The sequence below is a fragment of the Mesorhizobium sp. WSM4821 genome, from assembly GCF_055901555.1.
The window spans coordinates 3155207-3170309 of the sequence record NZ_CM148371.1; the positions used below are offsets into that span (position 1 = coordinate 3155207).

Below are 15103 nucleotides of genomic sequence, written 5' to 3' on the forward strand. Positions count from 1 at the left end.
ATAGTTGATATCAACACTCATGTTTTAAGATGAGAGGGTGCGATTGACGCTTGTCTAGAGATAATCTTACAGTGCCGCGTGGTATTGGAAACGGCTCCCGCGTGCCGGGGCGCTTTTCGGACGACGGCCGACGGCGGCGTAAGCGCGCGCTCCGAGGTCGGACATTTGTCCCGCTTTTTCGCCTTCCGCCAGGCGTCTTCGGAGCGCTCTCACCGTTTCCGCGTCCGATCTCTCCGTTCCGTCCAATCGATCCCCGAACGATCGCCAGCGTGCGGCCAAGGCCAATTCCGGTCGGTGTCTCGCTCGGTGCCAATCCAAGGAGGCTTGCCATGGCAATCGCCGTCTCGCCTGAAATCGCCGACGCTCCTGTGCTTCGCCTGACCAGCCTCGCCCACGGCGGCGGCTGCGGCTGCAAGCTGGCGCCGTCCGTCCTTCAGCAGCTTCTCGCTGACCAGGTCGAGGCCAACTCCTTTCGCCGGCTTCTTGTCGGCACCGAGACCGGAGACGACGCCGCCGTCTGGCAGCTCGACAACGACACTTGTGTCATAGCCACCACCGATTTCTTCATGCCCATGGTCGACGATCCGTATGATTTCGGCCGGATCGCGGCGACCAACGCGATCTCCGACGTCTATGCGATGGGCGGCCGGCCAATCATGGCGCTGGCCATTCTCGGCATGCCGCTCGACAAGCTGCCGACGCATATGGTCCGAGACATTCTGAGGGGCGGCCAGGCAGTTTGCGCCACGGCCGGAATCCCGGTCGCCGGCGGCCACTCGATCGACTCGCCGGAGCCGATCTATGGCCTTGCCGTGATCGGCACATGCCGGCCCGAAGACATCAGGCGCAATTCGGGTGCGAGGCCAGGAGACGCCTTGATCCTGACGAAGGCGCTCGGCGTCGGCATCTACTGCGCCGCCATCAAGAAGCAGGCGCTGCCGCCCGGCGGCTATGCCGAGATGATCGCCTCGACCACCTTGCTCAACCGGATCGGATCGGAACTCTCGCAGGATGAGAGCGTCCATGCGATCACCGACGTGACCGGTTTCGGCCTGCTTGGGCATGCGCTCGAGATGGCGCGCGGCTCAGGCTGCGCGCTCGTCATCCGTGACCGCGACGTTCCGCTCTTTTCCGACGCCGCGCTGCTGGCGGAGCAAGGTTTCGTCACCGGCGCGTCGCGGCGCAACTGGGCAAGCTATGGCGATGCGGTGCTCTTGCCTGCCGACATGCCGGAGTGGCGGCGCCATCTTCTAACCGATCCACAGACTTCGGGCGGACTGCTCGTCGCCTGCGCGCGCGATAAAGCGGCGGCCCTGGTCGAAAAGATTGTCGCGGACGGTTACGTGTCGGCCCGCGTGATCGGCCATGCCGAGCCCGGCGCGCCCGCCATAACGGTCCAGGCATGAAGCCGTCAAAGCGCGCGTCACGGCCCTTTCAGCCTAGCCACATCTCCTTTGGACCCCGTTGAACCCTTGTGCGTGAAACTTGGGAAGAGGCAGAGAGGTCGCCCCTGCCTCCTCACCCGCACCTCTCCTCCGCGACGACGAGGCGCAAATCGGCTGGCCTCCGCGCCGCTTCAGTCAAAGTCGATACTGATCAGGAAATCGTTCGGATAGGGGCTGCCCTTGCCGTTTTCGAGCTGTGCCTTGAGGCTGAACAAGAAGCTGGCCCATTTGGTGCTGCAGTGGTGCATGAAGTCCACAGGCTCCCGCCAGCCCTGCTGCTTGAAGCGGATGGTCGTTCCCGCGCCTTCCGGCGAGAGGTTCCAGATGACCTTGGTGCCGATCCACTCCTTCGGCCCGTCCACCACTTCCCACATCACGTGCTTTTCCGGCTCGAGCTCGAGCACCTTCATGTCGAAGAAGCCGCGGTCGCCGAACCTGAATTTGATCACGCCCCCGGTCTCGGGCCGCCCCTGGGTATCGCTTGTCCACCAACTGGAAAGCCCGTCGAGGGTGGTGAGGGCGTTATAGACATCGCGAGGCGAAGCATTGATGCCCACTCGGTGCAGAATGTCGACCATTTCAGTACTCCTTGGGTTGGCGCCGGCGTGGGACCGGTGGTCTCCACCGGGGTATGAACGGGCGCGGCCTAGGTCCGTCTTGCTCACATTCCGCTCTTCGGACCGACCGAGCGGGTGTAGGGCGATCTTTCGGGTCGGCGGCGGCTGGCAGCCGTCACGCTTCCGGGAATGGCCCGAAAAACTGATCGCTCAGTTTGGTTTGATGGCTGCGGCAGACAGTCCCGTGGTCACAAAAGTCAGGCCTGCACCGATATTGATCCCGGCCACCACCAGCGGACGGCGAAGCAGCCAATTGCTCAGGGCCGAAGCGAAGCCGCCGATGATGGAGAGACCGACGACCGCGATGACTGCGAGCCACGCGCCGTAGGTCATCATCTGAACCTCGACCGGGCCGCGTTCGGCGCTGACGAACTGCGGGATGAACGCCAGGACAAACAAGCCGATCTTGGGGTTCAGTACGTTGGACATGAGGCCGGCCAGATAGATCGCATGCAGCGGACGCCTGGTGACCGGCGCAAAGGTGACGAGGTTGCGGTAGAGCAGAGCCCTGGTACCCAGCCAGATCAGATAGGCCGCTCCCACCAGCTTGATCGCCAGGAAAGCCATGGCAGAAGTCTGGATGATCAGAGCAAGGCCGTAGGCGGCGGCGACCGTGTGGAACAGGATGCCGGTGCCGGCTCCCGATCCGGAAAGCATTGCCGCGAGGCGGCCCTGGCTCAGACCACGCGCGATCGAGAGAACGATGTCGGGCCCAGGCGCCAGGACAATGAGGACGCTCGCAAGGGTGTAGGCCAACCAGATGTCGAGCGGAAACATGGTCTTTTCCTTTGCTTGAGTTTGGGGCGGGCACCGACGTCAACCGACGACCGCGCCCTAGGGGCACGTGATCCGTTTCCAGGAGCCGGAATTGCCGCGGTGCGCGTCCGCTATGACGCCGGGCCGGTTAGCCTGACGGCATCTTCTCGAACGTCTTCAACCTGGTTTCCATCGTGTCCCAGGGGAGGGCCCGGATGCCGTACGTCACGACGGTCGGATTGAACCGGCCCGGATCGTCAAGGCTTGCGGCATGGACCGCGATCGAGTCCGGCATGGCGGCGAACGTCACGTAGACCGGCGTGCCGCAGACCGGGCAGAAGGAATGGATTTTCTCGTTCCCGCTGTCCGCCACGACGCGCCAGTCCGTCGCCGTGCCGGTGATCTTCACGTCCGCTCGCGACGGAAACGTCAGATAGGATTCGTGACCGGTGCCGCTTCTTTTCTGGCAATCGCGGCATTGGCAGTGGTTCTCGAAGACGGGGGCTGCCTTTGCCTCGTAGCGGACCGCGCCGCACGCGCATCCGCCGGTATAGGAAGTGCTCATGTGCTCGGCTCCTTGCTGCGGTGTCAGGCCGCCAGTTCCGACGCGCGCGGCTTCGCGAAGACATTGATCGCCTGGCCCGTTTCGAGGAAGGATTTCAGGCTGGAGAGAACGATCGGCCAACCGCGTCTGATGCCGTTCGCCATTCCGCTGCCGGCTTCGAGATCGTCATGGGTGACGGTCAGCCGGACCATGGCCTCGTATTCCTCGAACTCGAAGGTCACCCGGCTGTGGCTCGCCGGATCAGACGCCTGCGAAGCGTTTGCCCAGGTGATGACGAGACGGGTCGGCGGGGAGACCTCGATGACCTCGCCGACGAGTTCGACGGTCCGTTCATCATTGGTGCGGATATGCTCCCATCTCGAGCCGGGCTTCCAGTCAGAGACGTTCTCGTGGCCCCAGTAGCGCCGTGCGAGGTCTGGTTTCGTTATGGCCTCGAGCACCCTTCCCGGCGTCGAGACGATATAGGTCGTATAAGTAAAGCTGGTCACTTCGTTGGTCATTGCTACGCTCCTTTTGTTTCACGAGTACAGGTAGATGGCGGAACGGGACTCGTGTGAGTGACAATCCTGTCGCGATTGATCGCTCCGATCGCACGCTCGGCTGCTTGCCGGACATGGATGAACGATAAATCCCCACCCGTGGCGCCCACAGTCACAGTGACCAGGCATCTGATATGGTACAGTGTTGTGTCTGGACGAACTGTACCATCCGAGAAGGCAGCCATCTGTATCAGTCGGCGTCGGTGGATTCGCGGTAGGTAAGGAGCATGCTGGATCAAGAACCCGTCGAGATTCTGTATCTGCAGGTGGCAGAATCGCTCGCAACACCGATCCGCGCCGGAACGCTCGTTCGCGGCGAACGCATCCCCTCGGTGCGCGAACTGGCGCGCAGCCGCGACGTCTCTATCGGCACTGTCCTGCAGGCCTACCGTATACTCGAGGACGCACACCTGATCGAGGCGAGGCCGCGCTCGGGTTATTTCGTCGCCGCGCGGCCGCCGCGCCTCCCCGAACCCGAAACCTCGACTCCCCCGGCGGATTCCATGGCAGTGGACGTCAGTTCGCTCGCGGCGCGCGTGATGCACCTGGCGCACGATCCCCGTTACGCATCGTTCGGCGCTGCCTGTCCGGGCGCGGCGCTGTTCGCCGAGGAACGGGTGCGCCGTGCGGTCAGCCGTGCCGTGCAACGCCATCGCGCGACGTTATGTCAGTACACGACCGGTTACGGCGACGAGAGCCTGCGCCGGGCAATTGCACGCCATGCGCTGCGCATGGGGTGCCAGATCGACCCGCGCGACGTCGTGGTGACAAACAGCTGCCTCGAGTCGATTACGCTGTGTCTGCGCGCGGTGACGCGACCGGGCGACATCGTCGCGCTCGAATCGCCGACCCTCTTCGCTTTTCTGGAGATCCTCGAGAACCTGCACCTGCGCGCACTTGAGATTCCGACGCATCCGCGCACCGGGTTCTCGCTCGATGCCCTGCAGCTCGCCTTTGACACACAGCCGATCAAGGCCGTGCTTGCGGTGCCCACGCTCTCCAATCCGATCGGATCGAGCATACCCCTGGCCGATCGGCGGCGCCTCGCGCAAATGGTCGCCGAACGCGGTATCCCGCTGATCGAAGATGTCCTCTACAACGACCTTGCCGAACACGAAGACCAGCGCCAGGCGGTGCGCTCGTTCGACACGACGGGGCACGTGATGATTTGCGGCTCGTTCTCCAAGACGATCGCGCCAGGGCTTCGGCTCGGCTGGGTCGACGCCGGGCGCTGGGGCGCGAAGCTTGTGCGCATGAAGGAATCGACCAGCGGCAGCCAGACGGCGATAATCGAGCGGGCCTTGGCCGATCTGCTGGCGCAGCCCGGCATCGAGGCTGGGTACCGTCAGATCCGCGCAACGATTTCGGCGCGGGTCGACGAAGCGCGTGGGCTGATCGCGCGGCACTTTCCGGAAGGCACGCGCGTCACCGATCCGCAGGGCGGTTTCATTCTGTGGGTCGAACTGCCGCACGGCATCGATTCACTCGACCTGTTCCAGGCCTCCCTGGCCGAGAGCATCGTGATCGCCCCGGGCAAGATGTTCAGCGCGACGAACCATTTCCGCCACTGCATTCGGCTCGGGCTCGGCGGACGCTGGGACGACGCCCATCGCCACGCCCTGCGGCGCGTGGGAGAACTGGCGGAAACTATGGCACTGAGCAGAGTTGCCCGCGGGTGACCGCCGACATGCCTGCGCCGAACAGCGATACAGAAACGACAGCCGCGCCGAGCCGAATGGCTTCCAACACGACAGAAGGTTGATGCATGACGCGCTGGCAACTTGCCCATGGACGGCATCTCGATCTTGGCGCGAAATCGCAGCTGATGGGGATTTTGAACGTCACGCCGGACAGTTTTTCCGACGGGGGAGAATTCGACCGGCCGGAACGGGCGCTCCAGCAGGCGCGACGCATGACCGGTGAGGGCGCGGCGATCATCGATGTCGGTGGCGAGTCCACCCGGCCCGGCGCCGGCGTCGTATCGGCGCTGGAGGAACAATCGCGCATTCTCCCGGTCATCGAGGCGCTGTCGTCCGATGGCGGCCTCGTTTCGGTCGACACCTACCGGGCCGAGACGGCGCGCCTGGCAGTCGCGGCGGGCGCGCATATCGTCAACGACGTGCATGGCCTGCAGCGCGAACCCGACATCGCGCATGTCGCGGCGGAAACCGGCGCCGGCCTAGTCATCATGCATACCGGGCGCGGCCGCGAAAAACTGGCGGATGTGATCGCCGACCAGTTCAGGTTCCTGAACAGATCGCTGGAGATCGCGCGCGACGCCGGCGTTGCGGACGACCGGATCGTGCTGGACCCGGGTTTCGCCTTCGCCAAGGACGGAGAAGAAAACCTCGCGCTCATGGCTCGCTTCGAAGAATTGCGCGCTCTCGGTTTTCCATTGCTCGTCGGCACCTCACGCAAGCGTCTTGCCCGTCACCTGGTCGGCGAAAGCGATGAGGCGCGCGACGTCGGCACGGCGGCAACCAGCGTCATCCTGCGGTTGAAGGGCGCTTCGATCTTTCGCGTGCACAATGTCGCGGTCAATCGCGACGCACTGGCTTTCGCCGACGCGGTGCGCGAGCGCATGCAATAGAAGATTGCGTCAGGCGGGCTCGGTCACGAAGCCGATCCGCCGGTAGACGAATGGTTCTTCCGTCGAGGGAACTGCCGCGGCACGCTGGGCCTCGTCGATCAGCATTGCCATGCGCGCATGGATCGGCGATTTCGCGCAAGCCGGGTCCGTCGCGGCGGCATCGCCGGCGATCGCCATCGCCTGGCAGCGGCAGCCGCCCCAGTCGATTTCACGCCGTTCGCAGCTGCGGCAGGGCTGCTGCATCCAGTCCGTGCCGCGGAAAGCATTGAAGGCCGGTGAACCGGTCCATATCTCGGCCAGGCTGCGGGGTCCAAAACGCTCGAAGCTGAGCGACGGGATGGTCTGCGCCGCATGGCACGGCAGCACGGTGCCGTCGGGCGTCACCATGAAGGCGTCGCGCGCCCAGCCGCCCATGCACGGCTTGGGATAGATGGCGAAATAATCCGGCGGTACGAAATCGATGTTCATGATGCCGGTAAGCCGTTCGCGCGCCGCCGCGACGATCTCCGCCTGCCGTTCGACTGCATCACGCTCGGGCATCAGTTGATCGCGATTGGTCAGCGCCCAGCCGGCATACTGCACGTTGGCGATCTCGAGCCGTTCGGCGCCCAGCGCAAGCGCCAGATCGATGAACTCCGGCACCTCCTCGATGTTGTGGCGATGGATCGGCGCGTTGATGGTCAGCGGCAGGCCGGCCGCGCGAGCGCGGCGTGCCGTCTCCAGCTTCTTTTCGTGGCCGCCCTTGTGGTTGCCGATGCGGTCGGTGGTCGCCGGCCTTGCGCCTTGAAAGCTCAGTTGCAGATGGTCGAGCCCGGCTTCGGCAAACGCCTCGATGCGGCCTTCGGCAATACCGACGCCAGCGGTGATCAGGTTGGTGTAGACGCCGCGCGCCGAAAGCCCGGCGATCAGTTGCTCGAGGTCGCGGCGCAGCGTAGGCTCACCGCCGGACAGATGCACCTGGAGAACGCCGAGATCGGCGGCCTGCGAGAACAGGTCGAGCCAGGTCTGCGTATCAAGTTCGCGATTGGCCTTCAGCAATTCGAGCGGATTGGAGCAATAAGGGCATTGCAGCGGGCAGCGATGCGTCAGTTCCGCCAGCATGCCGATCGGAGGGAGAAGGGGCTCGCTCATAGCTTGACCAGCAGCTTGTCCGACCATTCCTGCAGGAAGGCGATGACGTCGGCCGCCACGACCTCCTGTTCGGCGTCATAATCCACGGCAAGATCGGCAATGATGTGGCCGACCGTGGAGCGTCCATCGCAGCGGCGCAATATATCGAGACTGATCTCGTTCGGCCAGAACACCTTCTCCGGCGAAAGCACGGCAAATGCCTGCCGCACCGGGTCGTACTGTATGCGCACGTGCTTCGGCAGCGATGGCACCGATCGCGGCGACACCAAGGCTCTTTCGCGCAGCGTCATCACTGGGCTGCCTCCGGGCGGAAGGCGCCGGGCGGGATGTTTCCGGGCTCGCCATAGGCGTGTTGAAGCGCGTCGAGCATGGCCCAGAGCATATCACATTTGAACACCAGCGCATCGATCGCCTGCTGCTGGCGTTCGGCCGTGTCGGCATGGCCAAGCACATAGGCGAGGGCGAAGTCGGCGTCGCGCGAGGCCTGCTCCGGCCGTCGCTTGAAATAAGCCAGTGTATCCTCGGTGATGTAATCGTATTTGGCCAGCATCGCCGGCACCCGCTCGCCAATGATGACCGGCGAGAACATCTCGGTCAGCGACGACGCGACCGCCTCGAACAGCGTCCTATTCGTACAGAAGGAGAGGTAGGCGCCGACCGCGAAACGCGTCGCCGGCAGGGCCAGCCTTTCGCTCTTCACCGCATCGGCATCTAGACCGAGCGAGGTCGCCAGATGCAGCCAGCGCGCGATACCGCCGCTCCAGCCGTCCTCGCCGTCATGGTCCTCGATGCGTTTGCGCCAGGCGGCACGAAACGCCGGATCCTCAGCTCGTGCCAGGATCATGGCATCCTTGCGCGGAATGACAGCCTGGTAGCAATAGCGATTCAGCGCCCAGGCCTGCATCTCGATCTTCGACAGCGCGCCGCTGGTCATCCTGTGATGGAAAGGATGGCGGTTGTGATAGCGCTCGGCACCGACCCGGCGCAGCACGGCTTCGAGCTCGCTGGAGGACAGGCCGTTTTTGGCCGCGTCGTGAAAATCCCTCAAAATTCCATCTCCATGCCATCGCGGGCGACTTCCCAGCCAGCCGCCTTGACCGCTGCGTGTTCGGCGGAATTCTCATCCAGAACAGGATTGGTGTTGTTGATGTGGACGAAGACACGGCGGCCGATCTTCACATCGGCCAGGCCGGCGATCGAACCCGCATCTCCCGACATCGCCAGATGCCCCATGCGCGCACCGGTTTTCTGGCCGACGCCGGCAGTAACCATCTCGTCGTCGGTGTAGACCGTGCCGTCGAACAGGAGGCAGGCGGCATCGGCCAGGCGCGTGCGCAGGGTCGCATCGATGCGCGCGCAGCCCGGGATATAGAAGACGGAGCCGCGACTGCCGGCGCCGGTGATACGGACGCCGATCGTGTCACCGGAATCGGAGCTGAAACTGGCGTCCGGCTGGCTCCTTTCCTCGAGATAGAGCGCTATCTTCCCGGGCACGGAAAAGCTCTCGACAGTCACGCCGGTGTCATGGCCGTCCGCATCGCGGATCATCAGTTCCTTCGCCGGCGGCAGGATGCGTCGCGCCACGAGCGCCGGATCGAGAACATTGAAAATCGAATTCGCCTCCAGCGTCGCCAGAACCTGTGTCGTTGCATAGATGGCGAAAGGCTGCCGCTCACGCAGGCTGAGCAGGCCGGCGACATGATCGACATCGGCATTGGTCAGCACCACCGCGCGAATGGGCGTCGAACGCAGCGGCGCATCGTGCGCGGGCTGCAATTCAGGCGTTTGCGCAATCTGCTGGCGAATATCGGGCGAGGTGTTGAAAAGAACCCAGCCGGTCCCATCCGCTGACGCGGCGATGCTCGATTGGGTTCGCGAATGCACGCCAGCCATCCCGGTGCGAGCCGCGCGGCTCAGGCGATAATTGCAATTCCATTGCGGAAAGCCGCCGCCTGCCGCAGAACCGATAATCTTCAAGCGCATGGCAACGCCCGCTCCGCGGCTTCTCTAGCCAGTTGGATATCTGCAGCCGCAAAAAACTTACCGCCCGCAAAGCGTGCGTCAAAGTCCTTCACGAGAATCCCATGCGGCAAGGCGGTGCGTGTCCCCGTTGCCAGGGACACGCACCTCTGCGGGCTACTTCTTGGGAGGAATTTCAGCAGGCAGATACCGCGAAATTTCGAAGCCCGCAGCAACTTGGCACATGGTCGGTTTCGTCCAGCTCTTCTTCATGGCATTTCTCCTCTTCTACCAGCCCGAAGGGGCCGATCTTTTTTTCAGTCAACCATTGCTGGGCACCATTGCAATGGCTCGTCCATCACGTCTCAAATGGACAAATGAAACGGTAGCTTCTGAAAAGTCGAAAAATATGACGATCGAAATAACAATGCGTATGCTCAATTGCTGATCACGTAAGGCTTCTTCTCCTCCAGCGGAAGGTTTGCACGTTCCCATCCATCGGCGCCGGGCGGATACCAGATCACCGAGCTGTAGCCCCATTCGATAGCCCGTTTCGCGGCATTCCAGGACATCCAGCAATTCGTCATGCAGTAGAACACGATTGCACGCGACTTGTCGGCACCGGCTTCGGCCGCGAGGCCCTGGCGAAAATAGCTGGCGGTCTCCTCGGAGATAGCGCCGTAACCGACATTGGCCAGCCAGATGCTGCCCGGGATGTCCTTTCGGGCCGTCTCTCGCCAAATCGTTCCTGCCGGCAGATTGGCCGGCTTCGGGGTGTTCGGCATGACGTCGAAGAACACGGCCTTCTTTTCCCGCCACAGCGCCTCCGCTTCCGCCGTCGTCACCACCCTGGCGCCTTGCAGCGTCAGCGGCACCGGCGCCCGGTATTCGTCCATCCGGTAGCCGCCCGGTTCGGCGATATCGCCGGCCCACATCGGTTCGGCCAGACCCAGAAGGCTCGCAGCGACCAGCAAAATCGTCTCCTTTCCCTTCATACCGGTTTCGTCATTGCGTGATCGGATTGTCGTGTTCGTCGATCAGCGGCACATTGTAGTCGAGCAGGATCCTGTTGATCTCCGCCTGGTTTTCCCTGATCACCCGATTGAGCGTCCGCTTCCATTCCTGGTCGGATGGACGCACGCCCATCGTGATGCGGTAAGACATGCGCGAGCCGGTCTTTTCCTTCACCAGCGGAACGATCGTGAGATCGGCGCCGAGTTGCCTGGCATAATAGCCCGCCATCGGTCCCCAAATGACCGCCGCGTCGATCTTGCCGGCGAGCATGTCCTTGATCATGACCTCCCCCATGGAAGGGGTGAGGCGCGTATCCACCGCCAGCGGATAGATTTTTGCCGTTCGCAAGAGCTTGTTGGCGGCCATGTTGGCCGTCGGCGGCGTGCTTTCGACGACGCCGATCCTCTTGCCGGCGAGTCTCGGATCCTCGATCGTCTCGACGCCTTCCATGCCGTTGCCCTTCGGGTGCACCAGCACGTAGGAGGAGCGATAGTAGGCGTTGGTGTTCTGCACCAGTTCATCGCCCTGGGCATAGCCCATGACGATGTCGCAGCGGTTGGCCGCCAGCGTGTTGCGCACGAAGCCGGCGACAATGGGAAACCATGTGTAGGCGACGGACTTCCGACCGGTTTTCGCGGCAACCAGCTCGGCCAGCTTGTTTTCGAAGCCTTCGCCGCTCTGGTCGGTGAAAGGCATGTTGGAAGGATCGGCGCAGACGCGCAGAATGTCGGGGTCGACCAGTTCTCCCGCGGCGCCAAGGCCGGCGCCCTGCGCCTGGGCGTTCGAAGGCAGCAAGGCGAATGCGCCGAGGATCGGCAGGACAAAGCGCAGCTTCGATGCATCGCGGCTAATCATGTCATCCACCCATGCAGGATGCCTCGGCATCCTTCGCTGCCTGCGGCTTGTCTGCTTTCTTCGGCGGCCTGCCGCGGGGCGCCGCACCGTCGGCGCGGGCACGCAGATAGACATAGAGATCGTCCATGTAGCAATAGACGTTCTTGTTGTCGCCAAAGGCGGGCATGACGTTCTCCTTGCCGCCACCGACATTCTTGCGGCCTTCGGCGACGATCGACAGGAACGTGGCGTAATCCATGGTTTTCAGGCTGTTGACCAGGCCCGGCGCATAGGTCGAACCTGTGCCGTCCTGTCCGTGACAGACATGGCAATCGGAGTGATAGCGGCGGTAACCGCTGAACGTGTACCAATCCACGGTGCCGTTTTCGATCTTGAAGGTCGGATTTCCGTCCGCGTCGAAGTATTTGCCGTTTTCTTCCGTCACCGCCTTGGCTTTTTCCGCGCTGTCCTCGGCCTGCGCGAGACTTGAACTTGCCAGAGGCAGCAGTGCCAGAGCGAGAGCGGAAATTACAATGCGTACGGACATTCAGACTCTTCCTTCATTTCGCCTGGACACGGTTTTGCTATCGTGAAGCGGCATTGATCGATGTTTTGGGTGCGCGGCGAAATCGAGAGCCCGGTCCCGGCTTCCCGGTGATCCGGGCTCTCGTTTTTCAAGCCTCGGTCTTTTACAAGACCCGCGGCGTGCCTAAGGTTCCCGTATCAGTCCGGGAGACCGAAGACGGTGAGCTGGCCGCCCAGCGTCGTATAGTCGGCAAGTGCTGCGTAGCCACCGACCGCACCCAGACCAGCGGTCCCAACGACCGCGGCCTCGTCGCCTTGCGCACGGCCCTGATCGACGGCGCCATGCCAGGCAGCGGCGTTATCGGGCGAAAGCAGTCCGCCTGCCAGGCCGATACCGGCCCATCCGCCGACGCCGGACAGAACGGCGATGTACTGCTTGCCGCCATGCTCGTAGGCCGTGATGTTGCCGATGATGCCGGACGGAGTCTTGAACTTGTAGAGCTCGTTGCCGTCATGATCGACCGCCTTGATGTAGCCTTCGAGCGTGCCGTAGAAGACGACGTCGCCGTCGGTTGCCAGCGCGCCAGACCACACCGAGAACTGCTCGGGCTTCGACCAGACGATCTCGCCCTTGGCAGCATCCCAGGCAATGAAGTTGCCCATGTTGCCGTCGCCTCCGGGTGGAGGATACATCGACACGGTTGCGCCCACGTAAGGCTGGCCGGCAGTGTAGCTCACCTTGTAGGGCTCATAGTCCATGCAGACATGGTTTGTCGGCACGTAGAACAGGCCGGTCTTCGGCGAATAGGCGGCCGGCTGCTGGTCCTTGGTTCCAAGCGCCGCCGGGCAGATGCCCGTCGTGTTGGTGTCTTCACCATTCTGCTGGGTCGAGTATTTCGCCACGACCTGCGGGCGGCCATACTGGTCGCTGTTGGGGTCCATGTTGACTTCCGTCGCCCAGTTCACCGCCGGATCGTATTTCTTGGCGACGAGAAGTTCGCCAGTGGCGCGATCCATGGTGTAGGCAAAGCCATTGCGGTCGAAATGCACCAGCACGTCGCGCTTGGCGCCGCCGACCTCCATGCCGTCGACGAGAATCATCTCGTTGATGCCGTCAAAATCCCACTCGTCATGCGGGGTCATCTGGTAGAGCCATTTGGCAACACCGGTGTCCGCATCGCGGGCCATGATCGTCATCGACCAGCGATTGTCGCCGGGGCGCTGGACCGGGTTCCACGTCGAGGGATTGCCGGTGCCATAGTAAACCAGGTTCAGCTTGGGATCATAGGAATACCATCCCCATGTCGTGCCGCCGCCTGTCTTCCACTGCTCGCCTTCCCAGGTGTTCGTGCCGGAATCCTTTCCGACAGGCTTGCCGAGATGGGTGGTCTTTTCGGGATCGATCAGGGTGTCTGCGTCCGGACCTTCCGAATAGGCTTTCCAGGCGAGCTTGCCGTCCGACAGATTGTAGGCGGCCAACCAGCCGCGAACGCCGAACTCTGCGCCGGAGACGCCGACGAGCACCTTGTCCTTGACGACTACGGGAGCCGACGTACCGGATTCACCCTTTCCGCCATCGGTTTGCTCGCCGTTCTTGACTGACCAGACGACCTTGCCGGTCTTGGCATCGAGCGCGACGACGGTGGTGTCGGCCTGGTTTAGAATGATCTTGCCGTCACCATAGGCGACGCCACGATTGACCGTGTCGCAGCACATGATCCCGATGACATTCGGGTCTTGCTTGGGTTCGTATTTCCAGAGGATCTTTCCATCATTGTTGAGATCGAGAGCGTAGACGGTGTTCGGGAACGGCGCGTGGACATACATCACGTCGCCGATGATCAGCGGCCCGCCTTCATGGCCGCGCAGCACGCCGGTGGAGAAGCTCCACTTGACCTGCAGGTTCTTCACATTGTCCTTGGTGATCTGGTTAAGCTTGGAAAAGCGGGTGTTGGCGTAGTCACCCGTCTGCATCACCCAGTCCTTGGGGTTTTCGGCCATTTTCATCAGCTCTTCATTGGCCGATGTCATGTGGACCGCGCCGAACGACATGAGCGCCGCGGTCGTTAGTAGGTAGGCAGTTTTCGCAAATACACGCATCAAAGTCCTCCCAGGGTTCACAATGACGAATCGTCCGTTGAGCCCACGAGGGCTTGCCCAAGCGATTCATGTGGGGGAAGTATTTCCGGCAGCGTGTCACGACCTAAGCCAGATGAGCAGAGGGCACCGTTACTGCCCATCCCACTTGACCTACGAAAGACTGTCGCCGCTCCCTAATGACGGTGACGCCCTTGAAGCCGGAAACAGGATGAAGCTATGTCATCCCCAGGCGGATGGCAAGAAAAATCACTTCCGCTCATGTTGCACTGCAATATAGAGAAATAAATATGAAAAAACTCATACGGAAAGCTATTTATCGACTGTGATGGAAGCCAGATTTATATAAGTTGCCCAATTTTGCGTATTTTTTTGACAGAATGTATTCATTTTTATTTGCCAATATTCATTGGATCATGCGACCTAAAGTATGCGCCCGTCGCTCCGGGTGCCGATAGTGAGGGCGGCATGAAATGAAGGCCAACACCAGGATTCGGAGCGGAGGATCGTGCCGTCGGGGAGGCCTTATGCCGGCTCGGTACGGCACTGCTCCTTTGGTACTATACCGTGAGCATGAGAGCTTGACTGGTCCGGTGGCAGGAGGCCAACTGATACCGTGATCCTTCTCGATCCGTCGGGCTCGATCCATCACGTCCAGGCCCACCGGAGGTTCCCATGATCAGATATGCCGGCTTGTCGACCTTGCCGCTGTTGCTCACATCGGCCCTGGCCTTCGCCAATCCGGCCGGCGCCGCCGGAGACTACCCGACAACCACCGTCGTCGACTATGTGCTCGGCTGCATGCAGACGAACGGCCGGACACGCCAGGCGCTGGAGAGCTGTTCCTGTTCGATCGACGTCATCGCCTCGATCCTTCCCTTCGACCACTATGAAAAGGCCGAGACCTTCAAGAGCATGTCCCTGACGACGGGGGAGCGTTCGGGACTGTTTCGTGAAAGCGCGCCGGCGAGAGCCGCCAGCACGGAACTAAAGCGCGCGCAGGCGGAAGCCGACGTGCGCTGCTTTTAGAG

17 protein-coding genes are annotated in these 15103 nt (G+C 62.4%); 5 read left to right on the forward strand and 12 right to left on the reverse strand.

Annotated features, from left to right (window positions below; genetic code table 11):
- Positions 1-329: 329 nt before the first annotated feature.
- Positions 330-1406, forward strand: a complete 1077-nt coding sequence (gene selD, locus AC0NID_RS15155; protein WP_473453970.1) for a selenide, water dikinase SelD — start codon at positions 330-332, stop codon at positions 1404-1406.
- Positions 1407-1576: 170 nt separating this feature from the next.
- Here selD and AC0NID_RS15160 read toward each other — a convergent pair whose 3' ends face one another.
- The 4 genes from AC0NID_RS15160 to AC0NID_RS15175 all read right to left on the reverse strand — a co-directional run bounded on the left by AC0NID_RS15160 (position 1577) and on the right by AC0NID_RS15175 (position 3883).
- Complete coding sequence (locus AC0NID_RS15160; RefSeq protein WP_473453969.1) at positions 1577-2023, reverse strand: SRPBCC family protein; 447 nt, start codon at positions 2021-2023, stop codon at positions 1577-1579.
- Positions 2024-2212: 189 nt separating this feature from the next.
- Complete coding sequence (locus tag AC0NID_RS15165; RefSeq protein ID WP_473453968.1) at positions 2213-2839, reverse strand: LysE family translocator; 627 nt, start codon at positions 2837-2839, stop codon at positions 2213-2215.
- A gap of 127 nt (positions 2840-2966) precedes the next feature.
- Entirely contained in the window at positions 2967-3383 is a 417-nt protein-coding gene (locus AC0NID_RS15170) for a GFA family protein (RefSeq protein WP_473453967.1), read from the reverse strand.
- A 23-nt stretch (positions 3384-3406) separates the two neighbouring features.
- Complete coding sequence (locus tag AC0NID_RS15175) at positions 3407-3883, reverse strand: SRPBCC family protein (protein ID WP_473453966.1); 477 nt, start codon at positions 3881-3883, stop codon at positions 3407-3409.
- Between the two features lie 266 nt (positions 3884-4149).
- Here AC0NID_RS15175 and AC0NID_RS15180 point away from each other — a divergent pair, with 266 nt between their 5' ends.
- Positions 4150-5601 (forward strand): aminotransferase-like domain-containing protein, encoded by a 1452-nt coding sequence (locus AC0NID_RS15180; protein ID WP_473453965.1) that lies wholly within the window; start codon positions 4150-4152, stop codon positions 5599-5601.
- An 86-nt stretch (positions 5602-5687) separates the two neighbouring features.
- On the forward strand, positions 5688-6512 hold the full coding sequence (gene folP, locus AC0NID_RS15185) for a dihydropteroate synthase (protein ID WP_473453964.1): 825 nt from the start codon (positions 5688-5690) through the stop codon (positions 6510-6512).
- Positions 6513-6521: 9 nt separating this feature from the next.
- On the opposite strand, the gene pqqE is transcribed toward folP, so the two are convergent.
- From pqqE to pqqB, 4 genes are read right to left on the reverse strand one after another with little or no spacing between them, the layout of a single operon-like run.
- A complete protein-coding gene (pqqE, locus tag AC0NID_RS15190) occupies positions 6522-7643 on the reverse strand; it encodes a pyrroloquinoline quinone biosynthesis protein PqqE (RefSeq protein WP_473453963.1) in 1122 nt (373 codons plus the stop codon).
- Entirely contained in the window at positions 7640-7933 is a 294-nt protein-coding gene (pqqD, locus tag AC0NID_RS15195) for a pyrroloquinoline quinone biosynthesis peptide chaperone PqqD (RefSeq protein WP_473454053.1), read from the reverse strand. Before pqqD ends, pqqE begins: the two co-directional genes overlap by 4 nt.
- Positions 7933-8691 carry a pyrroloquinoline-quinone synthase PqqC gene (pqqC, locus tag AC0NID_RS15200; protein ID WP_473453962.1) on the reverse strand — a complete coding sequence of 253 codons (759 nt, stop codon included), beginning with the start codon at positions 8689-8691 and terminating at the stop codon, positions 7933-7935. The genes pqqD and pqqC overlap by 1 nt, the downstream gene beginning before the upstream one ends.
- Positions 8688-9626: a pyrroloquinoline quinone biosynthesis protein PqqB gene (gene pqqB / locus AC0NID_RS15205; RefSeq protein WP_473453961.1), complete on the reverse strand. Its 939-nt coding sequence runs from the start codon at positions 9624-9626 to the stop codon at positions 8688-8690. The genes pqqC and pqqB overlap by 4 nt, the downstream gene beginning before the upstream one ends.
- 220 nt (positions 9627-9846) lie before the next feature.
- Between pqqB and AC0NID_RS15210 the strand changes: the two genes are divergently transcribed.
- Positions 9847-10050 (forward strand): hypothetical protein, encoded by a 204-nt coding sequence (locus AC0NID_RS15210; protein ID WP_473453960.1) that lies wholly within the window; start codon positions 9847-9849, stop codon positions 10048-10050.
- Here AC0NID_RS15210 and AC0NID_RS15215 read toward each other — a convergent pair.
- From AC0NID_RS15215 to AC0NID_RS15230, 4 genes are all read right to left on the reverse strand, one after another.
- On the reverse strand, positions 10040-10597 hold the full coding sequence (locus AC0NID_RS15215; RefSeq protein ID WP_473453959.1) for a PQQ-dependent catabolism-associated CXXCW motif protein: 558 nt from the start codon (positions 10595-10597) through the stop codon (positions 10040-10042). The genes AC0NID_RS15210 and AC0NID_RS15215 overlap by 11 nt on opposite strands.
- Positions 10598-10607: 10 nt before the next feature.
- Entirely contained in the window at positions 10608-11471 is an 864-nt protein-coding gene (locus AC0NID_RS15220; RefSeq protein WP_473453958.1) for a substrate-binding domain-containing protein, read from the reverse strand.
- 1 nt (position 11472) lies between these two features.
- Positions 11473-11997 (reverse strand): c-type cytochrome, methanol metabolism-related, encoded by a 525-nt coding sequence (locus AC0NID_RS15225; protein WP_473453957.1) that lies wholly within the window; start codon positions 11995-11997, stop codon positions 11473-11475.
- A 176-nt stretch (positions 11998-12173) separates the two neighbouring features.
- A complete protein-coding gene (locus tag AC0NID_RS15230) occupies positions 12174-14075 on the reverse strand; it encodes a methanol/ethanol family PQQ-dependent dehydrogenase (RefSeq protein ID WP_473453956.1) in 1902 nt (633 codons plus the stop codon).
- Positions 14076-14747: 672 nt separating this feature from the next.
- On the opposite strand from AC0NID_RS15230, the gene AC0NID_RS15235 reads away from it, so the two are divergent.
- Positions 14748-15101, forward strand: a complete 354-nt coding sequence (locus AC0NID_RS15235) for a hypothetical protein (RefSeq protein WP_473453955.1) — start codon at positions 14748-14750, stop codon at positions 15099-15101.
- The last annotated feature ends 2 nt before the right edge of the window (positions 15102-15103 follow it).

Bases quoted from the DNA above. Each gene is read 5' to 3' on its own strand.
- AC0NID_RS15225 (WP_473453957.1), bottom strand. From the start codon at position 11,997: ATGTCCGTACGCATTGTAATTTCCGCTCTCGCTCTGGCACTGCTGCCT.
- folP (WP_473453964.1), top strand. From the start codon at position 5,688: ATGACGCGCTGGCAACTTGCCCATGGACGGCATCTCGATCTTGGCGCG.
- AC0NID_RS15175 (WP_473453966.1), bottom strand. From the start codon at position 3,883: ATGACCAACGAAGTGACCAGCTTTACTTATACGACCTATATCGTCTCG.
- pqqE (WP_473453963.1), bottom strand. From the start codon at position 7,643: ATGAGCGAGCCCCTTCTCCCTCCGATCGGCATGCTGGCGGAACTGACG.
- AC0NID_RS15160 (WP_473453969.1), bottom strand. From the start codon at position 2,023: ATGGTCGACATTCTGCACCGAGTGGGCATCAATGCTTCGCCTCGCGAT.
- AC0NID_RS15180 (WP_473453965.1), top strand. From the start codon at position 4,150: ATGCTGGATCAAGAACCCGTCGAGATTCTGTATCTGCAGGTGGCAGAA.
- AC0NID_RS15220 (WP_473453958.1), bottom strand. From the start codon at position 11,471: ATGATTAGCCGCGATGCATCGAAGCTGCGCTTTGTCCTGCCGATCCTC.
- pqqB (WP_473453961.1), bottom strand. From the start codon at position 9,626: ATGCGCTTGAAGATTATCGGTTCTGCGGCAGGCGGCGGCTTTCCGCAA.
- AC0NID_RS15215 (WP_473453959.1), bottom strand. From the start codon at position 10,597: ATGAAGGGAAAGGAGACGATTTTGCTGGTCGCTGCGAGCCTTCTGGGT.
- pqqD (WP_473454053.1), bottom strand. From the start codon at position 7,933: ATGACGCTGCGCGAAAGAGCCTTGGTGTCGCCGCGATCGGTGCCATCG.
- AC0NID_RS15165 (WP_473453968.1), bottom strand. From the start codon at position 2,839: ATGTTTCCGCTCGACATCTGGTTGGCCTACACCCTTGCGAGCGTCCTC.
- AC0NID_RS15210 (WP_473453960.1), top strand. From the start codon at position 9,847: ATGGTCGGTTTCGTCCAGCTCTTCTTCATGGCATTTCTCCTCTTCTAC.
- AC0NID_RS15170 (WP_473453967.1), bottom strand. From the start codon at position 3,383: ATGAGCACTTCCTATACCGGCGGATGCGCGTGCGGCGCGGTCCGCTAC.
- AC0NID_RS15235 (WP_473453955.1), top strand. From the start codon at position 14,748: ATGATCAGATATGCCGGCTTGTCGACCTTGCCGCTGTTGCTCACATCG.
- selD (WP_473453970.1), top strand. From the start codon at position 330: ATGGCAATCGCCGTCTCGCCTGAAATCGCCGACGCTCCTGTGCTTCGC.
- AC0NID_RS15230 (WP_473453956.1), bottom strand. From the start codon at position 14,075: ATGCGTGTATTTGCGAAAACTGCCTACCTACTAACGACCGCGGCGCTC.